Source organism: Providencia sp. NPDC089933 (assembly GCF_049545585.1).
GTDB lineage: Bacteria > Pseudomonadota > Gammaproteobacteria > Enterobacterales > Enterobacteriaceae > Providencia > Providencia huashanensis.
In genome coordinates this window covers 120,639-145,748 of sequence record NZ_JBMWDT010000006.1, presented here as the reverse complement: position 1 = coordinate 145,748, position 25,110 = coordinate 120,639, and the positions used below count along the sequence as shown (strand labels likewise).

The following is a 25,110-nucleotide window of genomic DNA, read 5'->3' as shown; positions in this document are numbered from 1 at the left end:
CACTTTTCTGTCGTTTATTCACACCCTACCCTACTTGCATTAGCTTATATTCTTAATGATCCAAGTTGTAGCCAGATGACAAGCGAACAGGCTTTTCGTCGCATACTTAAGTGTGTGACAAGGGCAAAAGTACCTCGTTAACGACGCTCAGGCTTGCAGTATCACGAGTATATACTTCATATACACCAATCCTTGAGATTAGGGGTATAGCTAAACATGTTCGCGTATTTTTAGTTGGCTGATTTGCAGGAGAAAGTATGTCTGATTTTTCAGGATCAGGCTGGTTAGCTGAAATTTTTTTACGATATGAATTAAAACGTGGAATAACCCGTTTAACGGATAAACAACATATCGGCCCTTTAATGGTACAGCGGCCATTCTATCCCGAGCAAGGGATTGCACACACGTATTTACTTCATCCCCCAGGAGGTGTCGTCGGGGGGGATAAACTACTTATCAATATTGATGTTCAACCCAATGCTCATGCACTACTTACAACACCTGGAGCGACAAAATTTTACCGTAGTGCTGGTGGCGTTGCGCGTCAAGTACAGACGCTAACTGTCGCCAACGATGGTTTTCTTGAATGGTTACCGCAGGAAAATATTTTTTTCCCGAAAGCCCAAGCTCGGCTAGAAACCCATATTCACCTTGGTTTACAGGCAAGGTTTATTGGTTGGGAAATGCAATGCCTAGGGCGACCAGTATTAAATGAGTGGTTTGAAGATGGCGATATCAGAGGGCGACTAAATTTCTATATTGATAACAAACTAACGCTAACTGAATCCTTATGGATCAATGGCCTACAAAACCAATTAGCGATAATGCATGAATATCCAATGCTCGGTTCATTATATATATACCCCGCAACGGATGAATTGAAAGAAGTTATTCATCAAAGTTTAAACCCGCTTTTCGTTTCAAAGAATAAACCTATCGAATATGGCTTAACGGATGTTGATGGCATTTTAGTATTGCGGTTATTAGGTTCTCAAACTGAACCTATGATGGCTTGCTTTGTGCAAATTTGGCAAGCAACAAGGCAGCACTGGCTAGGTTATTGCCCTGAACCACCACGAATTTGGGCAACTTAAACGTTATTTTTAGGAGCAAAAATGGAACTAACACCAAGAGAGAAAGATAAATTATTGCTTTTTACCGCCGGGCTTGTTGCGCAAAAGCGCTTAGATCGTGGATTAAAACTCAACTATCCAGAAGCGGTTGCGTTGATCAGTTGTGAGATTATGGAAGGCGCTCGCGATGGTAAAACCGTCGCACAATTAATGAGTGAAGGCCGTACCATCTTAACCGCCGATCAAGTCATGGAAGGTGTCCCCGAAATGATCAAAGACGTCCAAGTGGAATGCACATTCCCTGACGGCACTAAACTTGTTTCCATTCATGATCCAATTGTATAGGTAGCAATATGATCCCCGGTGAAATTAAAGTTAACTCAGCTTTAGGTGACATCGTACTCAATGCAGGTCGAGAAACCCAAACCGTCCAAGTCGCTAACCATGGTGATCGCCCTATTCAGATTGGCTCTCATTACCATTTTTATGAAGTGAACGACGCCCTTAAATTTGAGCGGGAAGCGACGTTAGGCTTTCGTTTAAATATCCCTGCGGGTATGGCCGTTCGTTTTGAACCAGGCCAAAGCCGTACGGTTGAGTTAGTCGCATTTAGTGGCAAAAGAGAAATTTATGGCTTCCATGGCAAAGTCATGGGCAAGTTAAAGAGTGAGAATTAATAATGAAAACTATCTCACGGCAAGCTTACGCTGATATGTTTGGTCCAACAACAGGTGACCGCTTACGCTTAGCAGATACCGAGTTATTTTTAGAGATCGAAAAAGATTTCACCACTTACGGTGAGGAAGTTAAATTTGGCGGTGGTAAAGTCATCCGTGACGGCATGGGGCAAAGCCAAGTCACGAGTGACCAATGTGTTGATGTCCTAATCACCAACGCCATTATTTTAGACCATTGGGGGATCGTCAAAGCAGATATCGGTATTAAAAATGGCCGTATTGCCGGTATTGGTAAAGCAGGTAACCCTGACGTTCAACCCAACGTAGATATTGTTATTGGCCCGGGAACAGAAGTGGTTGCCGGTGAAGGTAAAATTATTACCGCAGGCGGTGTCGATACCCATATTCACTTCATTTGCCCACAGCAAGCAGAAGAAGGTTTGGTATCTGGAGTTACTACATTTATAGGCGGTGGAACGGGCCCTGTAGCTGGTACCAATGCGACGACAGTAACGCCCGGTATCTGGAACATGTACCGCATGTTAGAAGCAGTAGACGAGTTACCCATCAATGTGGGCCTGTTTGGTAAAGGCTGCGTAAGCAAACCTGAAGCTATCCGCGAACAAATCGAAGCAGGTGCAATTGGCCTTAAAATCCATGAGGACTGGGGCGCAACCCCAATGGCAATTGATAACTGCCTAAATGTCGCAGATGAAATGGATGTGCAAGTCGCTATCCACTCAGATACCTTAAATGAAGGTGGGTTTTATGAGGAAACCGTCAAAGCCATTGCTGGACGAGTGATCCACGTATTCCATACTGAAGGTGCTGGGGGTGGTCATGCCCCTGATGTGATCAAATCTGTAGGTGAGCCCAATATTCTCCCCGCTTCAACCAACCCAACTATGCCGTATACCATCAACACGGTGGACGAACATTTGGATATGTTGATGGTTTGCCATCATCTCGACCCTTCTATTCCTGAAGATGTCGCTTTTGCCGAGTCGCGAATTCGGCGTGAAACCATTGCAGCAGAAGATATTTTGCATGACATGGGAGCAATTTCTGTCATGTCCTCTGATTCGCAAGCAATGGGGCGTGTTGGCGAGGTTATCATTCGCACTTGGCAATGCGCTCATAAAATGAAATTGCAGCGTGGCACCCTAGAAGGGGATACACCGGAAAGTGACAATAACCGAATTAAACGCTATGTCGCTAAATACACAATTAACCCCGCTATCGCCCATGGCATTGCCCATGAAGTCGGGTCGATTGAAAAAGGTAAACTCGCGGATATCGTGTTGTGGGACCCTGCCTTTTTTGCCATTAAACCGGCCTTGATTATGAAGGGTGGCATGGTGGCTTATGCCCCTATGGGGGATATTAATGCGGCTATTCCAACGCCTCAACCTGTCCATTACCGCCCAATGTTTGGCGCATTAGGTAAAGCCAAATACCACACTTCGATGATTTTTATGTCGAAAGCCGGTATCGATGCAGGCGTGCCTGAGAAACTAGGCTTACAAAGTCAAATTGGCCGAGTTGAGGGCTGCCGTAACATCACCAAAGCATCCATGATCCACAATAACTATGTGCCTCATATTGAGCTCGACCCACAAACTTACATTGTCAAAGCTGATGGTATTCCATTGGTTTGTGAGCCAGCCACTGAACTCCCCATGGCACAACGTTACTTTTTATTCTGATCCCTAATTGAAGAGCCAGTGCATGAAAAAATTTATTAAAGTTATAGATAACCATGAGGCACCTGATATGCATTTATCATTGTGTTTAACCATGGATGAGCGCACTAAGAGCCGTTTAAAAGTCACCTTAAGTGATGGACAAGAAGCGGGGTTATTCCTTCCCCGTGGAACAATACTTAAGGAAGGTGATGTATTAGCCACGGAAACTGGGGAATTCGTCACTATCGAAGCCGCAAAAGAGCAAGTTTCGACGGTTTACAGTGATGACCCACTGCTGTTGGCGCGTGTTTGCTATCACTTAGGCAACCGCCACGTTCCTCTGCAAATTGAAGCGGGTTGGTGCCGTTATTTTCACGACCATGTGTTAGATGATATGGCCCGTGGATTAGGTGCAACGGTCAGTGTGGGGCTGGAAAAATACCAACCTGAGCCGGGGGCTTATGGTGGGTCATCCGGTGGGCATCATCATCACCATCAACATGACCACGATGAACATCACCACCATTAATAACACTGGAGAAGTTTATCCATGTTAGCAGATTTGCGCTTATATCAACTTGTCAGTCCCTCTTTACCTGTTGGGTCATTCACTTATTCCCAAGGCTTGGAATGGGCGATTGAAAACGGCTGGGTCACCACGCCGGATACTCTTGCAAGCTGGTTAACAGCACAAATGACCCACGCAATTGCGACATTAGAACTTCCTGTTTTGCGGCAAATTCATACACATTTGCTATGTTCCGATATAGAAAAAGTCACCTATTGGTGTGATTTTATGATCGCCAGCCGTGAAACGAAGGAGCTACGCTTAGAGGAGCGCCAGCGAGGTATTGCTTTCGCCCGCTTGCTACCTCAGCTAGGGATTGAGCTTGATACAACCACACAGACCTGCGTTAAGCAAACACAGTTAATGGCGTTTGCTCTTGCGGCAGTCAGTTGGAATATTGATATTGAAAAGCTGTGCAGTGCCTATGCATGGGGTTGGCTGGAAAACACCGTCATGTCTGGTGTTAAGCTAATCCCTCTTGGGCAAAGTGCTGGACAGAACATCCTATTTACCCTGACAGAACGCATCCCAACCATTGTCGCGCAATCAGCCACTTGGCCTTTAGAAGATATCGGCAGTTTTACCCCTGCCCAAATTATTGCCAGTAGTCGGCATGAAACCCAATACACACGACTTTTTCGTTCATGAGAAATATACAATGCAAGAATATAACCAACCCCTACGAATTGGTGTCGGTGGGCCAGTAGGCTCAGGAAAAACGGCATTACTCGAAGTTTTATGTAAAGCGATGCGCGATACCTACCAAATTGCGGTCGTCACCAATGATATTTATACCCAAGAAGATGCAAAAATACTCACGCGTGCCGAAGCCTTAGACGCTGACCGCATTATCGGCGTAGAAACAGGCGGTTGCCCTCACACTGCCATTCGTGAAGATGCCTCCATGAACCTTGCGGCAGTTGAGGAACTGGCAATGCGCCACAAAAACCTCGATGTCGTATTTGTGGAAAGCGGTGGCGACAATCTAAGTGCAACTTTTAGCCCAGAGCTCGCCGATTTAACGATCTATGTTATTGATGTCGCTGAAGGGGAAAAAATCCCACGTAAGGGCGGCCCGGGTATTACCCATTCTGATTTATTGGTGATCAATAAAATAGACCTCGCTCCGTATGTTGGGGCATCATTAGAGGTTATGGAAGCAGATACCGCAAGAATGCGCCCAATCAAACCTTATGTTTTCACCAACTTGAAGAAAAAAGTAGGCTTAGAGACCATTATCGAGTTTATTATCGATAAAGGTATGCTAAGGCGTTAGTCTGTTAGTTTGCCCTATAGTTTTTTGCCTATAGGGCATCTGATTAACAAATACGTGGTAATGGCTCACTGTGTGGTAAATCTAACAGCCTTGAGGCACCAAAAACCCCGACTAATTTCACTTGTTTTTGCTCTGTGACACAACCAATGGTAGCAGCATTTTCACCTAATGGATGGCTGCGCAACGCACCGAGTACTGCGCTTTCTGCGTCAGGTTTAACCACAATCACCAATTTACCTTCATTAGCGAAGTTAAGTGGCTCTAAACCTAATAGTTCACAAACCCCTCTAACAGCAGAAGAAACGGGTAAATCCCCTTCATTCACCGCTATTCCACACCCACTGGCCTGTGAAAATTCATGCAAAATAGCAGTAACCCCGCCACGGGTGGCATCCCGTAATGCACGGACCCCCTCAATATTGCGCAGTGGTTCAATCAATGGCGTTAATACCGCGCAATCACTATTTAGCTCAGCTTCCAAACCAAGCTGTTCTCGTAAGTTTAAGATGGTTGCGCCGTGATCGCCCAAAGTGCCACTCACTATTACCTTGTCACCCGCTTGAATTTGCTGGGCCCCCCAACGGATCTCACTTGGGATCACCCCAATACCAGCAGTGTTAATAAAGACTTTATCGGCAGCTCCACGCTGCACCACTTTAGTATCTCCGGTCACAATCTCAACGCCTGCGGCGGCAGCTGTTGCTGCCATGGATTCAACAATAGTTTGTAATTCAGATAGAAGGAAACCTTCTTCCAATATAAAACCGCAAGAAAGATATTTAGGAATAGCGCCACTCACCGCTACGTCATTAACCGTACCACACACGGCAAGCTTACCAATATTGCCACCAGGGAAAAAAATAGGATCAATCACATAGCTGTCAGTACTAAAAGCTAAACGGTCACCTAAAGCCGTTAACTCCGCCAATGATAACCGCGCTTGGTCCTCCCTTTCATTAAGTGCTTGATTGGCAAATGCCTGCAAAAACAACTGTTCTATCAGTTGCTGCATAGCCTGCCCGCCACTCCCATGTGCCATCGTCACCACATTGTTAGCATCACGACTCATTTATGCCTCCCGACGATATTGATAATAAGCCGCACAAGCGCCTTCTGAAGAAACCATTAATGCACCAAATGCTGTTTGAGGCGTGCAACGTTTGCCAAATAGAGCACATTCATTCGGTTTACAACGCCCCGTTAAGACATCACCACAACGAGCTTGCGGGTCATCAGCCACTTGATGAGGCTGTATTTGGAAACGTAATTCTGCATCAAAACTTTGATAAGCTTTCGAGAGCTGAATACCTGAACCCGCAATCTCCCCAAGTCCACGCCATTCGCTCGTTGTTTTTAATTCAAAAACATCACCCAATGCTTTTAATGCCAACATATTGCCATGATCAGATACAATACGCTTATATTGGTTTTCTACTTCACAGCGGCCATCTGCAAGTTGGTCAACAAGCATCGCTATGGATTGCAGAATATCAAGTGGTTCAAATCCCGTTACCACCAGCGGTTTATGAAAGTCATCCGTAATAAATTGATAAGGCTGAGAGCCAATCACCATGCTGACATGCCCCGGTGCTAAAAAGCCATCAATACGTACATCAGGTTGTTCTAACAGGCTTTTAAGCGTTGGGATAATAGTAATATGTTGGCAAAATACCGTAAAATTATTGAGCTGACGGCGTTTTGCTTGCTGCAAGGTGATCGCCGTACTCGGCATGGTGGTTTCAAAGCCTAAGCCAAAGAAAACCACTTGGCGTTCAGGCTGCTGCTCAGCTAACGCTAGCGCATCAAGAGGAGAATAAACAATACGTACATCAGCCCCACGTCTTTTGGCATCTAATAATGAGCCTTTTTGACCAGGCACTCGCATGGCATCCCCATAAGTACAAAAAATCACTTCTGGGCGCTCCGCAATTTCAATGCAGCCATCGATACGCCCCATCGGTAATACGCAGACAGGGCAGCCCGGCCCATGCACAAATTCAATTTCATCAGGTAAAAGTTGGTCAATACCAAATTTGAAAATAGCATGGGTATGGCCGCCGCACACTTCCATGAGTTGTAATGGGCGGAACTTCGCTTGTGGAATGTCACTCACTCGTTTACGGATATGGCTTAATAATGCCTGCGCTAACGTTGGGTCTCGAAACTCATCGACGTACTGCATCAGAGTCTCCTACTGTTAACCCACTAAAATCGCTCACTTCATGATCTAATTGGCTCATTGCCGTTAAGGCATCTAACGTCGATTGTGCTTCTTCTTCATTAATGATACTCATGGCAAAGCCGACGTGTACTAATACCCATTGGCCTAATAAATCTGAAGTTTCCCCTTCACAAATTAAACCAATATTAACGTCCCGCTTTACACCACACACATCCACTTGCGCCAATTGGTGAATATCTTCACCCACTGCGACAATTTTTCCCGGAATGCCTAAGCACATAACTGAGTCTCCAGCCACGCTAGCCATGCGTCCATACCATCTCCTTGCGTCGCAGAGACTTGGATCACTTGGATGTTTGGATTCACTTGTTTGGCATTGGCAATACAAGCGTCCACATCAAAATGTAAATAAGGCAGTAAGTCGATTTTATTCAGTAACATAATGTCTGCAGCCGCAAACATATGTGGGTATTTTAAGGGTTTATCTTCCCCTTCCGTTACCGAAAGCACTGCGACTTTATGACGTTCCCCTAAATCAAAACTTGCAGGGCATACTAAATTCCCCACATTTTCAATAAATAACAAACTATTATCTTCTAGACCTAAACGTGCGGCCGCATCATGCACCATTTGTGCATCTAAATGGCAACCTTTACCTGTATTCACTTGAATAGCAGGTACTCCCGTTTCACGGATACGCTGCGCATCATTGGTGGTTTGCTGATCCCCCTCGATGACTGCGCAATTTACTTTGCCCCGCATTTTTAATAGGGTTTCAGTTAATAACGTTGTTTTACCCGAACCGGGGCTGGAAACTAAATTTAACGCTAAAATATTTTTTTGGTTAAACCCATCACGGTTATGCTCTGCAAGATGATTGTTTTTATCTAATACATCCATTTCGATTTGCAGCATGCGTTTTTGACTAATCCCCGGTGCATGAGTCCCTGCCTCCCCGTGGCCATAATCCAGATCGTGATGCTCCCCCGCAGGTTTAAAGCTTGATTCTAGAGTTTGATAAACATGTTTGTGCTTATGCTTATGTTTATGTTTTTTTGATTTCGCCTCGACGGGAGCCGGTTCATATTGGTGATAGTGATTATGCACATCACCTTGATGATAATAATGATGATGGATAATAACCGTTTGCCCTTGGTTATCGTCTTGGTGCGAAAGCCCATGATCATGATGATCGTGTCCATGATGGTGATCATTGTCGTGATGATGATCATGAGGGTGGTCATGGTGATGATTATGGTCGTGATGAGGGTCATCGCCCTCGATCTTGCGCTCCCCTGAAGCACACCCACAAGTACTACACATAAGTTTCACTCCCAACAATGAGATTGTTAAATTAGGTTAATACATAATCCATTGAGACTGGTTGATGCACCTCAAACCCAACCTGAAAAACTATTCAACTTCGAGCTCTTTGATGCGTAAACTATCGCCATTCTCAACCTTTAAATTAAAACTCTGACATTGCGGGCAGCCTGATTGGTGGCTTTCGACTTCCACCATTTTACTGCAATCCCAACACCAAGCCTGCGCAGGAGTATGGATAACATGAAGTTGACACCCCTCCGCCACCGTACCGCGGCAAGCAATATCAAAACAAAAACGAAAAGCCCCCTCTTCAATACAAGAGAGCGCTCCAATTTCTAACCAAACCCCTGAAACTCGTGTTACCGCATTTAGCTTGGCTTGCTGCTCAATAATGTCTACTGTGCTTTGGCACAGAGCAACCTCATGCATTATGCCCCCTTCAAATGACGAGCAAATAAAGCGCGACGTGCAGGTGATTGCGGAATATTTGGGTCGCTAACAGGCAATGACAGCAAAATCCGGCGGCAATCATCCACAAGGTGAATACCTTGCTCAATGCTCAAGCCTTTATCTAATGGTGACATTAAAGAGCAAGCCAAATATTGCGTTAACCCCTCAAGTTCCCCTACGGTGTAAGTCATTTCACCGTAAGGCAGAATTAACCCTAATTTGTCCCCCACACTACGCCGCTGCCAATATTGTTCAGGGCCGGGCAAAATAACAGCGCTTAACATCCATGGAGTGATAACAACGCCTACCCATTGATGTTCAAACAAGACAAAATCACTGGCGTAAACAGGCATAGTCGGATGTAAAAAAGATAAATCATGCATCGATTGCTCTACAACACGCTGAAATGCGGCCTCAACAAGAGGCCGGGGATTGGCTTCATAGCCTTTAATATCATCAGACATGTAAACTCTCTTCTTTGGCAATCACCTCTAGGCCTTCGCTGCGCAGCACTTCAACCACTTTTCTCAACGCGGGCTCAAGGGCAGCTTGCCCCGTTAACGTTAAGCCAATATGCGGTTCAAGGGATTCAGGTACCACACCGACTAAGGTTAGACGTTGGGGGAATTCATCCGTTAAATGCAAAGCCGATAGCACATCTGATAGGCCAAGTTGATGAGGGGAAATTTTTCGGGTAAATAATGCGGGCACTTCGTCATCGCGTAGTACTAAAATTGAGCCAGCCTGCTGGCTCGATAACACCACATCCGCAATAATCAAATGGTCACGGTCGGCCATTGGGCCGATCAATTCCATACCAGCAGTACCACCATCTAGCACTTCTACACATTCGGGCAAGTGATAACGTTCTTCTAACGCTTCCACTATACGCACACCTATCCCTTCGTCACTCAATAAGATATTGCCAACACCCAAGACTAAAATACGCATTACAGCACCTTAACCTTAGTGACTTCACCACCTTCAGTGTCCACAATATGTACAGCACAAGACATACAAGGGTCAAAGGAGTGAATGGTCCTGACTACTTCTAAAGGTTTTGTTGGGTCAGCAACGGGTGTTCCCACAAGGGCTTGTTCGTACGGACCCGGTTCATCGTTAAAGTTACGTGGGCCTGAGTTCCATGTCGATGGCACAACGGCTTGGTAATTTTCAATTTTACCGTCTTTGATAACCACCCAGTGGGAAAGTAGCCCACGAGGTACTTCCCCAAAGCCAACCCCTTTGATGGTGGCATTTTCTGGGAAGTTCGGTTTAACAAAGGTGGTAAAGTCCCCTTTGCCGATGTTATCCACCAGCGCTTGCCACTGAATCGACAACGTTTCATTCAATACACAGCAACGCACGCTACGACCAATAATACGACCTAATGTGGAATGCAGTTGGTCGATGCTAATACTGTTACCTGACAGAGTTTGGTACAGGTTCACTACATCGTTAAAATGTTTTTCCGTTGGCTCATGTTTTGCTGCCAGTTTGCACAGTAAGTCTGCCAACGGTCCCACTTCAACAGTTTTATCGTAGAAAGTCGGTGCTTTTACCCATGAATATTTACCGTCATCATCCCAACCAGTGTAGTCAGGGTTAGTGGTTCCTTCCCATGGCGCTTGTGGTTCGTTTTCTTTGTACCATGCATGTTTGCTACTTTCTTTAATACCATTGATCAAATACTCATCTGTATGGCTGGTAATTGGGCGATAAGTACTAAAGTCACTATTTTCTAAGTAACCACCGGGCAATAAGAAGCTACCATTTTTACCATCCATTGGCATTTCAGGCATACACATATAATTTTGAGCACCTTGACCAACTTCTAACCACTCAGGATAACCCGCAGCAATAACAGCCGCATCGATTTTGTACACTTGCTCAATAAAATCCCCCAAACGATCGATAAAAGATTTCACATACATCAAGCGTTCAAGGTTAAGTACACCAACCCCATCAAGGTTGATTGGGTTTGCCACACCACCAACAGCAAGGTTTTGAATATGCGGTGTTTTCCCCCCTAACAATGCCACAATACGGTTTGCATCCCTTTGGCACTCAAGGGCTTGTAAATAGTGAGCCACCGCAATTAAGTTTACCTCTGGCGACAATTTCATCGCTGGGTGCCCCCAATAACCATTAGCAAAAATGCCTAATTGACCACTTGCGACTAATTTTTTAATTTTATCTTGCACGCGTGTAAATTCTGCGGCGCTATTGAGCGGCCAAGTTGAAATACCGCTTAAGATTTCAGCGGCTTTATTTGGGTCGGCATTTAATGCGGAGGTGATATCCACCCAATCTAATGCAGATAACTGATAAAAATGGACAATATGGTCTTGAATAGTATGCGCGGCTAAAATCATATTACGGATGTACTGCGCATTAACAGGTACATCAATATTCAAAGCGCTTTCAATCGTGCGGACAGATACAATACCATGGACAGTCGTACAAACCCCGCAAATACGCTGCATGATCATCCATGCATCACGAGGGTCTTTCCCTTTGACGATTTCCTCCATACCGCGCCACATAGTGCCTGAAGCCCAAGCCTTAGTGACCTTTCCATCTTCAATTTCACAATCAATGCGTAAGTGACCTTCGATACGAGTGACTGGATCTATTGTTATACGTTGGCTCATGCTTTACCTCGGGCCTGTGAATGGCTCATCGTTGTTTTTTTCAATGCTGGGATAACAGGTAGTAAGCGGACCAATAAGATATAAGCGCATACCTCAATTGCCACAAAACCTATTGAAATTAAAAGTTCTTCTGTTGTTGGGAAGTAGTCGTAACCGCCCCCCGGATTGAACGCGACAAGGGAGTAGCTCATCCGCCACATTGCCGCCCCGATTAACATGCTCAACCCACTGATATATAACCAACGCGAGTCATTTCTCAGCGATGGAATACGGAAAATAACCAGAGGGATCACCATTAACACGGTTTCTATCCAGAACATCATGGCGTAAAAATCGCCATTAAAAATGTGATGTAATTTTTCGCGGTAAATCAACTCACCAAATCGGCAGGCTAAGAACAATATCAAGAGCACTTGCAGAATTTGCGTTAATCGCACAAATAATGGTCGTTCGTCAGCCCCCTGCCCCTTTAAGGCAGCTTGCAGCAATGAACCTTCAAAAATAACAATCGAGAAACCCATAATGAACGCGGTCAACAGTGAGAGCAGCGGCAGCATTTCATAACTTTGCCAAATAGGATGAACTTTATATCCCGCAGAAATCATCAATGACCCCATTGAGGATTGGTGCATCATGGGTAACAAGGCTCCTAATGCAATAATGAAAAACATGACTTTATTCAAGCGTTTTAACGAGACCTTCCAACCAAAACGCTCACACAATGCTGGGGCAAACTCTAAGGCCATGACCCCGATATAAATCGTCATGCATACTGCCGTTTCAAACAGCACCGAATTGGTATTGAAGAAGCCGGGAATATAGAAATAAGGTAAGTTCCAGTAACGCCCCACATCGATAGTTATCGATAAACCACCAAGCGAATAACCGAACAAACTAGCGAGTAATGCAGGACGTACCAACGGATGATATTCTCCGCGATTAAATACGTACACTGCCCAAGCCAGTGCCCAACCGCCACAAGCAAACCCTGTACCAATCAGCAGATCAAAAGCAATCCAAATTCCCCATGGATAGCCGCCATTTAAGTCAGAAACGGAACCGAGTCCAAAAACCAGACGTTTTATAATCAGAATGACACAAATTAGAACCAACGGCCCAAAGACCATTATTGGCCAACTGACTAAACGCCCACCGAGCGGCTGTTCTTTATGATGCGTCGTCATTTGAGTCATCTCCTTCGTGTTTGTCATTCTTGGTATTGCGGTATACCAAGAAGCTCAGCCCTGCTAGTGCGGCTAATGGCAACACCATGCCTTTATAAAGGGTATGCTGCACATATTCAGAGCGAGCACCGGTAGAAAGCTGGTCTAGTTCAGGTAACCCAAGATTCTGATAAGGCACCCCTGAAAGCACTATCACCTGCGTACCGCCACCTTCAAGCTCGCCATATATGTGCGACTCATATTTAGGTACTTTAATGACATTCGGGTCATTACTATGCAAAGTTTGGCGAGGGTAACCGTATTCATCCCCTGCTTTGAGTGTTAAACGTTTTTTTGCTTCTGCCAGCAGTTCTTCACGCGTACCGAAAATCACTGCTCCTGTAGGGCAAACCTCTACACACCCCGGTAACCCCCCTTTATCTAAGCGCTCTACACCTTTTTGGTTACATAGCTCACATTTATGAATTGCACCAAATTTGTCATCGTAAGCATATTTAGGAATATTGAATGGACATGCCACCATGCAATAACGGCAACCGGTACACACACTAGCGTCGTAATGGATAATGCCTGTTTTCGGATCTTTCTTTAATGCTTGAACAGGACAAACCGACACACAGTTAGGGTCAACGCAATGCATGCATTGTTTTTTGATGTAAGCGTAGCCGTCTTTTTCCTGATCTTTATTAACCCCAGTCCCGCTACTCCAGACCTGAATAATATTATTGGTATAAGGGGTCAGTTTGTCGTTATTTGACCACGTTTGCTCCCCAACAGGGTTGCGCTCAGGGTGGTTAATATCTTGGCACTTAGTGACACAAGCCTGACAACCAATGCATAGCGTCGAGTCATACAGCATGCCAAGAGAATTCGGAATTGGCGGCCGGTTCTCTGCCCCAGCTAAACTAGGCGAGCTACCAGCTAATAGTGCTCCCCCAGCGGAGAGTTTAAGAAAATTTCGTCTATTCACGGTTATTCTCCCCGTGAGTCAGTATCTTGTTGGCGTTTTTGACGACCTAATTCACGCACAGCCATCACACTCACACCAGCCACTAGCCCTACAACGCCACCAATTAACCCCACTGCGGTTGATGATATTTGCCCACCTTCACGGTTATTCACATCAGGCTTGTCCGCACGCGGTGTTGGGTTTTCAACACTCGCAAGTTGGTGGATAGCTTTATGAAAACCCACATTTTCCTCATTACAACCATAGCAAGGATGACCAATTGCCACTGGCCACACGCCACCGACATCACAAAATTGTAATGTGGAGCAATTACCGTAAGTTTCGGGCCCTTTACAACCTAAATGGTATAAACACCAACCTTCACGGTGACCATCATCCCCGAACTCTTTTGCGAAGCGTCCCGCATCAAAGTGAGGACGACGTTCACAGTGTTCATGAATTAATCGACCGTACGCGAACATTGGGCGATTTTTACTGTCTAGTTTTGGAGGTCTGTTAAAGGTAATTAAATGAGCAACTGTCGCAAGGAAGTTATGTGGGTTTGGTGGGCAACCAGGGATATTAATAACCGTTTTATCTTTAATTACTTGGTTGAGGCCAACTGCACCTGTTGGGTTATCCCCAGCAGCCGCAACACCGCCCCATGATGCACAAGAACCAATAGCAATTACCGCCGCCGCATGTTCAGCCACTTCACGGATATGCTCAACAATCGGTTTTCCTGCAACCATGCAGTAAATACCACCATCTTTCAATGGGATAGAACCATCAACGACTAATACATACTTGCCTTTATACTTCTCTATCGCAGCATGCTTGTTCTGTTCGACCTGTTCTCCAAAAGCGGCGGACAATACCTCATGGTATTCCAGTGAAATCGTATCAAGAATTAAGTTTTCCAAGGTGGGGTGAGTAGAACACAGCAAAGACTCTGTGCAGCCCGTACACTCTTGAGCCCCAATCCAAATAACGGGGGGACGTGATGGGTCACTAATAGATTCAGCAATTTGAGCGGCCGCATTCGCGCTTAGCCCCATTGTTGCTGCCAATGCTGTACATAACTTCATAAAATCACGGCGGTTTATACCATGAGAAGAAATAATAGAGTTATCTCCTATCATTCTTTTTTCCTATTATTATGGGTGGCTTAGAACCTATTCATTAGGCAAATTTTGTTTATTATCTTGAGGTTATAAATACCACCACGCCTATGCCCTAATGTGCATACGCCTTTGGCTAGTATTGTTACCGTAAGATTGAAAATAAAACCATGCCTAATGAAATAAGTTCTTATTTAAGTAACCTGATGCATAAATATAAAACAAGATCCTATTCCTACTTGCTTTTTATCGCTTGATCTTTATCAAGAGGTAATAAGAAAATTTATCTTTTTTATATATTTGTTAGAAAAATCGATTCAGTTCGTGAGGATTAAAAAATATAACCATAGAAACAAATAGTCTGTTTAATTCAATATTGCGCTACATATCACATTAATTTAAATATAAAATTTATTTATTTTCATAAGGATAATGAAAACCATTATTTTAAATTAAATTAATTAACCGAAATTTGCGTATTAATAAAAAGCCTATTTTTAATACAGAGAAATAAAGTAAATAAGAATCAATATCAAAAAATAATAAAGATAATAATAGAATATGGGTGTATAAGAAGATATTACCATCCACTTATATAATTTCATTATCATCGTATCTATATTCAATTAAACTTTTAATCTTGCTGCTGCAATAGCTACTTGCCCTAATGATAACCCCCCATCCCCCATGGGTAATTGTTTAGCATACAGTACATCAAATTCGTTCAAATTACTGACCAGCAACCGCCTTAATAACTGATTATGAATAACCCCTCCAGACAGCACTATCCGGTGAATACCATATTGGTGAGCTGACTTTCTAGCAAGTTCGGCAAAACCTTGTGCTAGAGCAACATGAAATGCATGGGCACGCTGCACTTTAGGGGCTTGATAAGCAACCCATTGTTGCCAAAACGTTTTTAAATCCAATTGCTGGCCAATTAAAGGCATACTGACTGGGTGCGTCATAACATCACATTGCGAAGCTAATGCTTCGAGCTGACACGCAGCTTCCCCTTCCCAACTGGTCGCCGCCGTACAAATCCCTAACGCAGCGGCAACTGCATCAAACAACCGACCTACCGATGAAGCTACGGGGCTGTTAACTCCTCGTTGAATCGCTTTTTGCAAACCCTGCCAAGGAAATTCCTTTAACTGCAATGCCATTTCCTGTTGCTGCCACTGTGGAACAAACTGTAACCAATGGGCCAATAAATTGCGCCAAGGCTGCCGCGATGCTAATTCACCTCCGGGTAGCGCTACTGGCGGTAGCCCCCCTAAATGCTGGCTAGTGTTGTAATCGACTAATAAACATTCCCCTCCCCATAGTCGATTATCATCGCCATAACCTAAGCCATCTAGGGCTAAGCCAATCACTTTACTACCATCTAACGGCAAGCCATGTTCTACCATTACAGCAGCGATATGAGCATGGTGATGCTGTACCTTAATGAAGGGAATTTGTCGTTGTTGCGCCAATGTTTCTCCGTAACGGTAACTCACATAGTTTGGGTGCATATCCCCCACAATGACACTCGGTATAAAGCGATAAATTGACTCAAATAAAGTAATCGTATCTTGATATTGTTGGCAAATATCCATGTCATCAAGATCGCCAAAATGCTGGCTCATCACTGCACTATTGCCCCGCAACAAGCAAAAAGTATTTTTTAGATCCGCACCTAAACCGAGTATTGAGGGCGCATTTTCAAACCCTTTAGGTAAGGCCAATGCATCAGGGACATAACCCCTTGCACGCCTTAACATTTCAGCCTGCCCATCGTGGTAACGGACTAAGGAGTCATCAGCTCGCTGCACAATGTCTCGGTTATGTGTCAACCAAAAGTCAGCGACATTCGCTAAATCAGTAAATGCATCTGCCTCAGTTAATACGGGGGGTTTTCCAGAGGCATTACCAGAAGTCATAATTAATGGCCGTTTCACTTTTGCCATCAATAGGTGCTGTAAAGGGTTGGAAGGTAACATCACACCTAACTCTGTCAGTTCAGGAGCAACCGCTGCACTCAGTGAGTTATTCGCCCATTTATGAATTAAGACAATAGGTGCCGCAGGACTTTTTAATAATGCCTTTAACCCATTGTTAACCTTTATATTTTCATCCTCTAGCCAACCTATGGACGGAACCATCACTGCAAACGGTTTTGTAGGCCGCCGCTTACGTTGGCGTAATTGTTTCACCGCGTCATCGTTCGTCGCATCACAAGCTAGATGAAAGCCGCCTAACCCCTTTATTGCAATAATTTTGCCAAGCAATATTTGCTCCGTTGCCAATAACAGAGCATCCTCTTTTTGCGCTAAAGTTTGCCCTAAACCATCGCAAAGCTTAATTTCTGGACCACACTGCGCACAAGCATTGGGTTGAGCATGAAAGCGCCTATCGGCTGGTGATTGATATTCAGATAAACAATGTGCGCATAATGGGAAGTTAGCCATTGCCGTGTTTGGTCGGTCGTACGGCATATGGCGGATAATGGTAAACCTTGGACCACAATGGGTGCAGTTAGTAAATGGGTAATGAAAACGCCTATTTGAGGGAGTAAAAAGTTCTTGCAAGCACGCATCACAAGTTGCCGCATCGGGGATCACTTGTGTATCCATTCGACCTTCGCCACTACGGCGAATAGTAAAGCTCTCAGGTAATATCTGCCATTGAAATGAACTTGATTGTACGCTTTCAATGTGTGCTAAAGGCGGGCAGTGTTGATGTAGTAATTGTATGAACTCGCTTAAATTAGTGCCTGCACATAAACGAACTAGCACCCCTTCACCGTCATTACAAACATCACCATAAAGATGGCATTGATGAGCAAGTTGCCAAATATATGGCCGAAACCCTACCCCCTGAACCTTACCTTTTATACGAAGCTGTATTCCGTTTTCCACTTACACACCCTCTTTATTACTAAGGGTATATTTTCACGCTAATAGTTAAAGAAAACTTCACTTAAGATCAAAAAAGTATAGAAAAATATTAACAATACACGCTCAATAGAAATAGCCACAAAACAACTTTTGTGGCTATTTTAGCTAAAAAATGAGTTTACTTATTTAATCGCTGATAAAACCATCTTCCATACGGTTGAAGTTATAGAAAAACTCGGATGGGTCGACAACAGCAGGATCACTGTATTTTCTCGCTTCATCCCACCATAATTGCTGTAACTCTTTCAATTTTTCTGGGTACTTTTTCGCTAAGTCGGTTGATTCAGAAAAATCTTCAGCTGTATTAAACAACTGCCATTGGTCATCATCGTAGCTAGTGTTATAGCGGTGTAATGCAACTGCACGCCAGTCACCTTGGGTGATCGCTCTTTGACTACGTAATTGGAAATACTGAACATCACGTGTTTTTGCATCAGCAGAATTCAATGTAGCTAAGAATGATTTTCCAGCAACAGGAACTTGTTTAACGCCATCAATTTCAGTGGCAAACGAGGTTCCAGCAGCGTCTAAAATAGTAGGCGCAATGTCAATCACACTGACATATTGGGAACGAATACTATTTGGTTCTTGGATCTGACTTGGCCATGAAACAATCAGAGGTGTGCGAACCCCTCCTAAATAAGGCCACAATTTATAACGCTTAAATGGCGTGGCACCCGCATATGCCCATGGGCGTTGATACAACATATCCGTTTTTGGTCCACCCGCATCGTTAAGGTTATCATACATTTCCTTAACCGTGGTTTTATCCATATATGCTGTTCTAAAACCGCCATTAACTCCGCCTTCTGGTGCGGCTCCATTGTCAGATAATAGAATAATTAGCGTATCATCGTATTGACCTGTTTCTTTTAAGTGATCCACTAAACGGCCAATTTGTTCATCCGTATGCGTCATGAAACCTGCATAGGTTTCCATAAACCTCGCATAGACTTTTTTCTGCTCAGCATTTAATGAATCCCATGCGGCATCCCCTTTTTCCCTTGACGGCAAAATTGTATTTGCCGGGATAACACCGAGTTTTTTCTGTTTCTCAAAACGGTCTAAACGTAGCTTATCCCACCCTTGATCATACTTGCCATTGTAGTCTTGGATATATGATTTTGGTACATGATAAGGTGAGTGAGCGGCTCCTAAAGCCAAATAAATAAACTTCGGCTGCTCTGATTTTTGGTCAATACGTTGAATCGCATGATCAACTAAATCAACCGACAAATGATATTCAGGGTTATTAGGTGGTGTAATCTTTTGATTATTTTCAACTAGTGCTGGTTTATACTGATTTGTATGGCCACTTAAAAAACCATAAAAATAATCAAATCCCCGCTGCCTTGGCCAAAAACTTTGACTACGCGCTAAATCATCTTTATAGTTTGGTGCTAAATGCCACTTGCCTAGCGCATAGGTATCGTAACCCGCAGACTTCAGCGCTTGTGCAATGTTTTGTGCATTTTCAGGAATTTCCCCACTGGTGGCAGGTCCTGAACCTTTAGGTGTTTCTTTCGATGGTGCATTGACGTTATCAGGCGGTAAATCTTCCATATTAACGGTTTGGTTATTACGCCCAGTCACAATAGCTGCTCGTGTTGGAGCACTGATAGCACTGGTATCAAAACGGTTGTAACGAACCCCAGATTCAGCTAATGCATCAATATTTGGCGTTTTAATCTCTGAACCAAATGCCCCAAAATCAGCAAACCCAACATCATCAAGCACAATTAGAATCACGTTCGGCTGCTTTTTAGCCGCCACAACGTTATCCGTAGCAGCGCTGGCAGTAACTGATGTTGACAGTAGCAATGCACCACCAAATGCAGCACTCACACACTGACTAAGTATTTTGTGCTTATGTGGTAGCCGCGAAAGAAACTGTTTCTTAATTTTTCTTTTTTCTTTGTTAAACATAAAGCCTCGCTTATAAGACATTCGCTAACGAAAAGTGCTAACTTATATTTTTAATGAAAGGTATAAAAACAAAAAAACCTGAGACCTATAACTGCAACGCTATAAGTCTCAGGTTTTTGCCTAGTCAAGCTAGTAACACACCCAAAGTATATCTATCTAATCAAAATAAATTAAATTCACAATCTATAATTTAGGTTTTTGTGAACAACATCAAGGTCTCATATAACCAAATTATTTAAATAAGAATAATTGTGATTAGTGTCAAATAAAACCTACTATTTACCTAGAAACGAATATAAAAAAATGAAAATAATTAAATATAAAAAATAAATTCATGTAGTTACAATTAAATTACTGCAGATTTAACATAGCAGATATATTTATAAAAACAGGTATCAGATCACAGTTCTCATAAATTAATATTGTAAAAAAAATCAACCCGTTTTAAATATATAGCGAATGGTGTGTTACTAGCTTGACTAGGCAAGAACCTGAATTTTTATGCGTCTTTAAAACGTATAAAAATTCAGGTTTTTTTTTACCTAAAATTTCTGCTCAGTAACTCAATGTCAATTAATCTATAAAAATAAAATTAACAATAAAAATTAAATACTAATAAATAAAGGTTGGTATATGAAAATAAGTCGACTACTAAAAGGCTCACTACTCATCCCTATATTATTTTCCTCAGTATTAAAAGCCCAGGAATATAAGCTGGCTGATACCCTAAATGAACCATTAATAAAAGATAGCAAACTAGAGTTATTCCTTCGGAATAGACTAAAATATCTGAATGAAAACGAAGTTGGTCCAACGTATATTCATACAGCTTGGGCTCAAACCATCGGGCTAAATTATGAATCAGGCTTATGGAAGGAAACTCTGGGTTTCGATATTTCTTACACTACTGTGACTAAATTAGGAGCCAGTGATTATTTTGCTAGCCGCGACCTATTATGGAATGATGGCCCTGGATTTAAATTATCAAATGCCAAAGGTTTCACAAAATTTAATAAGCGCAATATCAAGTTGCATTTAGGTGATGAACAAGGGATAAATTATAAAGCAAGATATGGCTGGCAACCCGCACATATGTATACGGTATTAAAAAGCCCTTATGAATCGGCACAAAATAGCTATTTAGGTTATACGGGCACGCTTACTTACCATGATTTCTCAATCGATACATTGTACGTTGATAGTGTTATGGAACGTTTTTCTCCTAACAAAGAAAATCTTCGTAGCAGAAATAATGAATCTGTTGAGTATATTGCAGCAGGTGGCCTCAACTATAAAACTAAAGCACTGAAAGCGACCTATAATTACGGATATGCTAAAGACTATATCGATCGCCATTTTATTGATTTTAACTATATGCCATATTCCGACATTACTCTTGGTTTTCGAGCCGTTGGTAATGTCCCTCAGGAAATGTATAAAAATATGCCGGCATCACGACAAGCTGCAAATGGCAGCTCGTGGGTATATGAAGGAACCGTCAAATGGCAATATGACAGCCTAGGCATGAAAGTTGGTGTTGGATACACCGATGCGGCTAAAAATAATGGTTCGCTTGGTTATTTTGACAGGCATCCAGTTAAAAACGCTCGTTGGCGTTTAGACCCTATGTCTTCAGCCGCTTATCATTACCAGCGAGATGGTGAACTCGCCCTCACTGGCCTCATTGACTATAAATATGCTGAAGATTTTTATTCTGCAATACAATTAAATTACGGCCAGTTTGATTTTAAAAATAACAAAATTAAAACTGGTGAGCTTAATCTTATTAATGCATGGCAACCGAATGATCCGAGTTTAAAAAACTTTACGGTATTTACTAAATTAACTAAAGCTTGGCTATACCAAGCTGAAGGAAATAGAGTTCAACCTGTTTTTGATGATAACGGGCACTATATTCGTAGAAATGCTATCGCCGTAGATATTATTTTTGACTATAAATTTAATATATTTTAGTACTGCTGAACACACATAGAGGTAAAAATGAAAAAAACAATTTTAGCTATTAGCCTATTATCTTTATTTGGACTTCAAGCCCAAGCTAGTAACGATAAAATGCGTATTCTATTAGTTAATGACGACGGATGTGAAGCATTTGGTCTCACTGAATTAAAATCGCAATTAGATGCAAAAGGTTATGATGTTTGGCTAGTTGGCCCTTCGACCAACCAAAGCGGAATTGGTACCGCAATTACATTTAAAGCAGGCAAAGAGTTCGATATAAAAAAAATAAATGAGCGCACTTATTGTTTCCCTGGTACACCTGCTGATTCACTGGATTTTGGTTTACAGGCGTTATTACGAGAAACACCGCCTGACTTAGTTATTTCAGGGGTTAATGACGGGCCAAACACGGGAACATCACAATTAAATTCAGGAACGGTATCAGCTGCATCGCGTGCCGTACGCTTAGGCTACCCAGCCATTGCGGCTAGTATTGGCTACATCATGACTGAAGAAGAAATGAAATCAGGTTGGCCTAGCACTCAGAAGTATTGGCCTGATTCAGTCACTTATGTTGTTGAGCTAGTTGATGATTTAAATAAAAAATGGATACCTGGTGAGACAGTGCTACCCATTAGATCTGGGTTGAGTATTAATTACCCCGCATTACCTAAAGATAAAATTAAAGGCGTAAAATTTGTTGAAAACGAGTATGCGGTTTCACCACAAATTTTATATGAAATAACTGCTGAAGGAAAAGCTAAACAAGTTATTAACCCTGAAGCATTAAAAATGAGAAATGATAATTCTGATACTGGATACCTTGATAAAGGCTATATTACCTATACTGTATTCGATGGTGATTGGAATGCACCTGAAGAAAAAGTGAAAGAATATAAAAATATTCTCAACAAAAAATAATCTTATCATTTTAATAAGTAGAGGCGTAAGGCATGAGTAATGCAAACCCAAATTTCCAATTAATGGCTAAACCTTCTGGTTCAGTGTGCAATATTGATTGTACTTATTGCTTCTATTTAGAAAAATCAAAACTTTATCCTAATAGAAAAAACCAATGGCGAATGAATGATGAGGTTCTAGATCAATACATTCGCACTAATATTGAGCAGCAACCTACTGATGTAATTGATTTTATTTGGCAAGGTGGCGAGCCGACTTTACTTGGACTAGGGTTCTACAAAAAAGCTGTTGCACTTCAGCAAAAATATGCAGGTAAGAAAAGGATCAATAATTCATTTCAAACAAATGCTTTAAACCTTGATGATGACTGGTGCCAATTCTTTAAACAGCATAATTTCTTATTAGGGGTTTCCATCGATGGCGATCAATCTTGTAACGATCAATACCGACTAACACGATCAGCAAAAAGCACGTTTGATCGCTTAATTGCCAGTATCGAGAGACTCAATAAATACCGGGTGGACTTTAATACGCTAACCGTTGTAAATAACTATAACGTAAAAAAGCCGATTGAAATTTATGAGTTTTTAAAGAGTATTGGCAGCTATTACATGCAGTTTATCCCAGTAGTTGAACGGCAGGCACAACAAACAACGACGGAAGGGCTATCACTCATTTCCCCTGAATTTACAGGAAATGCGGAAGTGACAGACTGGTCAGTCAACGCCGCAGAATATGGCCATTTTTTAAATACCCTGTTTGACCACTGGCAAAAAAATGACATTGGTAAAGTCTTTGTCATGAATTTTGAACAGACTATGAGCCAAAGCCTTGGATTCCCAAGCAGCTGTGTCACGAGTGAAACTTGCGGAGCAAATTTAATTGTCGAGGCCAATGGCGATATTTATTCTTGTGATCACTTTGTTTATCCTGAAAATAAAATTGGCAACTTGATGGTCGATAGCATTCCTCATATGTTGGGATCAGAAAATCATCAACGTTTTTCATCGCTAAAAAAAGAGAAGATCAGCCAAGACTGTTTAACCTGTAAGTTTAAGCCACTATGCCATGGCGGTTGCCCAAAGCATCGTTTTTTAATTGACTCGAAAGGGCTTCCTCGAAAAAACTATTTTTGTGATGCCTATAAAATTCACCTATCGCATTCGTTAGGGAAAATGAAAGGGATACTAAAAGAAATTCATGGAAATTAAGAAATAATAAATTAGAGTAAAATTAAAAACCGAGTGGCAACGCTAAACTCGGTTTTTAATGAAAAAGAAACCTTATAGGGCATATTTTTCTATCGCCCTTGCAACCCCATCAGTATCATTACAGCTTGTCACACCAGTAGCCCGTGACTTTAATTCATCGGTTGCATTTTCCATCGCAATACAAGTTCCAGCCACATCAAACATAGGCAGATCATTATTTTGATCACCAATGCACATAATTTCATACTTATGTAAATCCAATTGTTGTGCCAGTGCTTGTATTGCCAAGCCCTTATTCGCATTTTTATTTAACACTTCTAAAAAATACGGGGTACTTCTGACTAAAGTGTACTGTTGAAAATAAGAAGATGGTATTTTTTTGATAATACTCGATAAATAGTTCTCTTCAGAAGAAATCATCAATTTAGTAAATAAGATATTAGTAGGCATTTCATTCATTGGGACATAATGGATTAACGTATTCGAAAGATAAGCTTCATGTGTCGTATAAAAACCAATAATCTTATTTGCAGTGAAGATTTTATTATCTCCAAGAGCATGTAATGAAAGATCTAACTCTTCAGTTTGAGCATAAATTTTTTTATAATCATCAATATCTAATAAAAAATCGATAAGGTGGTTACCGTTAGAAGCATCGTGAATAACACTACCATTGTTACTAATACAGTAGTTACCAGGCTTATCTAAAGCTAACTGTTGTAAATAAGGTTGTATTCCTGAGTAAGGCCTGCCTGATGCAAGGATAATATGTATATTATTTCTTTGAGCTTGTTGAAGAACATTTTGAACATTATCACTAATTTGATGATGAGTATTTAATAACGTGCCATCAAGATCGATAGCAATGAGCTTTATCGCCATACAATTTTCCTTTTTTATTCCCATTTTTAATGGCAATAAAAGTTTTGCCAAGGGATAATTCCAATTAGGTTAATGCCTAGTTTTTCTAGTGACACACCCATGCTAAATAATAGTTAAAATT

At 42.2% G+C, this 25,110-nt stretch carries 24 protein-coding genes; 10 read left to right on the top strand and 14 right to left on the bottom strand.

Annotated features, from left to right (window positions below):
- Positions 1-257: 257 nt before the first annotated feature.
- Genes ACPEH5_RS10670 through ureG form a run of 7 tightly spaced genes read left to right on the top strand, consistent with a single transcriptional unit; the run spans position 258 to position 5,279 of the window.
- Positions 258-1,094, top strand: coding sequence for an urease accessory protein UreD (locus ACPEH5_RS10670; protein ID WP_042846104.1), 837 nt, complete (start codon positions 258-260; stop codon positions 1,092-1,094).
- Positions 1,095-1,115: 21 nt separating this feature from the next.
- Positions 1,116-1,418 (top strand): urease subunit gamma, encoded by a 303-nt coding sequence (locus ACPEH5_RS10665; RefSeq protein WP_042846107.1) that lies wholly within the window; start codon positions 1,116-1,118, stop codon positions 1,416-1,418.
- An 8-nt stretch (positions 1,419-1,426) separates the two neighbouring features.
- A complete protein-coding gene (locus ACPEH5_RS10660; protein WP_042846109.1) occupies positions 1,427-1,750 on the top strand; it encodes an urease subunit beta in 324 nt (107 codons plus the stop codon).
- Positions 1,751-1,752: 2 nt separating this feature from the next.
- The gene (gene ureC / locus ACPEH5_RS10655; RefSeq protein WP_048606220.1) at positions 1,753-3,456 is read left to right on the top strand and encodes an urease subunit alpha; all 1,704 of its coding nucleotides are present in this window, start codon (positions 1,753-1,755) and stop codon (positions 3,454-3,456) included.
- Positions 3,457-3,478: 22 nt separating this feature from the next.
- The gene (gene ureE, locus ACPEH5_RS10650; RefSeq protein ID WP_042846112.1) at positions 3,479-3,964 is read left to right on the top strand and encodes an urease accessory protein UreE; all 486 of its coding nucleotides are present in this window, start codon (positions 3,479-3,481) and stop codon (positions 3,962-3,964) included.
- A gap of 21 nt (positions 3,965-3,985) precedes the next feature.
- Entirely contained in the window at positions 3,986-4,651 is a 666-nt protein-coding gene (locus ACPEH5_RS10645; protein ID WP_042846114.1) for an urease accessory protein UreF, read from the top strand.
- A 10-nt stretch (positions 4,652-4,661) separates the two neighbouring features.
- Complete coding sequence (gene ureG, locus ACPEH5_RS10640) at positions 4,662-5,279, top strand: urease accessory protein UreG (protein WP_042846115.1); 618 nt, start codon at positions 4,662-4,664, stop codon at positions 5,277-5,279.
- 43 nt (positions 5,280-5,322) lie between these two features.
- Here the strand turns inward: ureG and hypE are convergent, their stop codons facing one another.
- The 13 genes from hypE to ACPEH5_RS10575 form a co-directional block, all read right to left on the bottom strand.
- Complete coding sequence (gene hypE, locus ACPEH5_RS10635; RefSeq protein ID WP_072065734.1) at positions 5,323-6,348, bottom strand: hydrogenase expression/formation protein HypE; 1,026 nt, start codon at positions 6,346-6,348, stop codon at positions 5,323-5,325.
- Positions 6,349-7,461, bottom strand: a complete 1,113-nt coding sequence (gene hypD, locus ACPEH5_RS10630; RefSeq protein WP_281110770.1) for a hydrogenase formation protein HypD — start codon at positions 7,459-7,461, stop codon at positions 6,349-6,351.
- A complete protein-coding gene (gene hybG, locus ACPEH5_RS10625) occupies positions 7,445-7,741 on the bottom strand; it encodes a hydrogenase maturation factor HybG (RefSeq protein WP_042846117.1) in 297 nt (98 codons plus the stop codon). Before hybG ends, hypD begins: the two co-directional genes overlap by 17 nt.
- Complete coding sequence (hypB, locus tag ACPEH5_RS10620; protein WP_042846118.1) at positions 7,732-8,784, bottom strand: hydrogenase nickel incorporation protein HypB; 1,053 nt, start codon at positions 8,782-8,784, stop codon at positions 7,732-7,734. The genes hybG and hypB overlap by 10 nt, the downstream gene beginning before the upstream one ends.
- 90 nt (positions 8,785-8,874) lie before the next feature.
- Entirely contained in the window at positions 8,875-9,216 is a 342-nt protein-coding gene (gene hypA, locus ACPEH5_RS10615) for a hydrogenase maturation nickel metallochaperone HypA (RefSeq protein ID WP_042846119.1), read from the bottom strand.
- Complete coding sequence (gene hybE / locus ACPEH5_RS10610; protein WP_048606210.1) at positions 9,216-9,701, bottom strand: hydrogenase-2 assembly chaperone; 486 nt, start codon at positions 9,699-9,701, stop codon at positions 9,216-9,218. The genes hypA and hybE overlap by 1 nt, the downstream gene beginning before the upstream one ends.
- Positions 9,694-10,188: a HyaD/HybD family hydrogenase maturation endopeptidase gene (locus ACPEH5_RS10605; protein ID WP_042846121.1), complete on the bottom strand. Its 495-nt coding sequence runs from the start codon at positions 10,186-10,188 to the stop codon at positions 9,694-9,696. The genes hybE and ACPEH5_RS10605 overlap by 8 nt, the downstream gene beginning before the upstream one ends.
- Positions 10,188-11,891: a hydrogenase 2 large subunit gene (gene hybC / locus ACPEH5_RS10600; protein ID WP_042846122.1), complete on the bottom strand. Its 1,704-nt coding sequence runs from the start codon at positions 11,889-11,891 to the stop codon at positions 10,188-10,190. Before hybC ends, ACPEH5_RS10605 begins: the two co-directional genes overlap by 1 nt.
- Positions 11,888-13,075, bottom strand: a complete 1,188-nt coding sequence (gene hybB / locus ACPEH5_RS10595) for a Ni/Fe-hydrogenase cytochrome b subunit (protein WP_042846124.1) — start codon at positions 13,073-13,075, stop codon at positions 11,888-11,890. The genes hybC and hybB overlap by 4 nt, the downstream gene beginning before the upstream one ends.
- Positions 13,059-14,045, bottom strand: coding sequence for a hydrogenase 2 operon protein HybA (gene hybA, locus ACPEH5_RS10590; RefSeq protein WP_131680188.1), 987 nt, complete (start codon positions 14,043-14,045; stop codon positions 13,059-13,061). Before hybA ends, hybB begins: the two co-directional genes overlap by 17 nt.
- A gap of 2 nt (positions 14,046-14,047) precedes the next feature.
- On the bottom strand, positions 14,048-15,166 hold the full coding sequence (hybO, locus tag ACPEH5_RS10585; protein ID WP_042846126.1) for a hydrogenase 2 small subunit: 1,119 nt from the start codon (positions 15,164-15,166) through the stop codon (positions 14,048-14,050).
- A 605-nt stretch (positions 15,167-15,771) separates the two neighbouring features.
- Positions 15,772-18,048 (bottom strand): carbamoyltransferase HypF, encoded by a 2,277-nt coding sequence (gene hypF / locus ACPEH5_RS10580; protein WP_048606205.1) that lies wholly within the window; start codon positions 18,046-18,048, stop codon positions 15,772-15,774.
- A gap of 165 nt (positions 18,049-18,213) precedes the next feature.
- Positions 18,214-20,013 carry an arylsulfatase gene (locus ACPEH5_RS10575; protein ID WP_113767319.1) on the bottom strand — a complete coding sequence of 600 codons (1,800 nt, stop codon included), beginning with the start codon at positions 20,011-20,013 and terminating at the stop codon, positions 18,214-18,216.
- A 633-nt stretch (positions 20,014-20,646) separates the two neighbouring features.
- On the opposite strand from ACPEH5_RS10575, the gene ACPEH5_RS10570 reads away from it, so the two are divergent.
- The 3 genes from ACPEH5_RS10570 to ACPEH5_RS10560 are packed head-to-tail and all read left to right on the top strand — an operon-like array spanning position 20,647 to position 24,107.
- Positions 20,647-21,987, top strand: coding sequence for a hypothetical protein (locus ACPEH5_RS10570; protein ID WP_281110769.1), 1,341 nt, complete (start codon positions 20,647-20,649; stop codon positions 21,985-21,987).
- A 27-nt stretch (positions 21,988-22,014) separates the two neighbouring features.
- Positions 22,015-22,896: a 5'/3'-nucleotidase SurE gene (gene surE, locus ACPEH5_RS10565; RefSeq protein WP_042846133.1), complete on the top strand. Its 882-nt coding sequence runs from the start codon at positions 22,015-22,017 to the stop codon at positions 22,894-22,896.
- Between the two features lie 32 nt (positions 22,897-22,928).
- Positions 22,929-24,107 (top strand): anaerobic sulfatase maturase, encoded by a 1,179-nt coding sequence (locus ACPEH5_RS10560; protein ID WP_042846134.1) that lies wholly within the window; start codon positions 22,929-22,931, stop codon positions 24,105-24,107.
- A 72-nt stretch (positions 24,108-24,179) separates the two neighbouring features.
- Here the strand turns inward: ACPEH5_RS10560 and yidA are convergent, their stop codons facing one another.
- Entirely contained in the window at positions 24,180-25,040 is an 861-nt protein-coding gene (gene yidA, locus ACPEH5_RS10555) for a sugar-phosphatase (RefSeq protein ID WP_225833052.1), read from the bottom strand.
- Between the last annotated feature and the right edge of the window lie 70 nt (positions 25,041-25,110).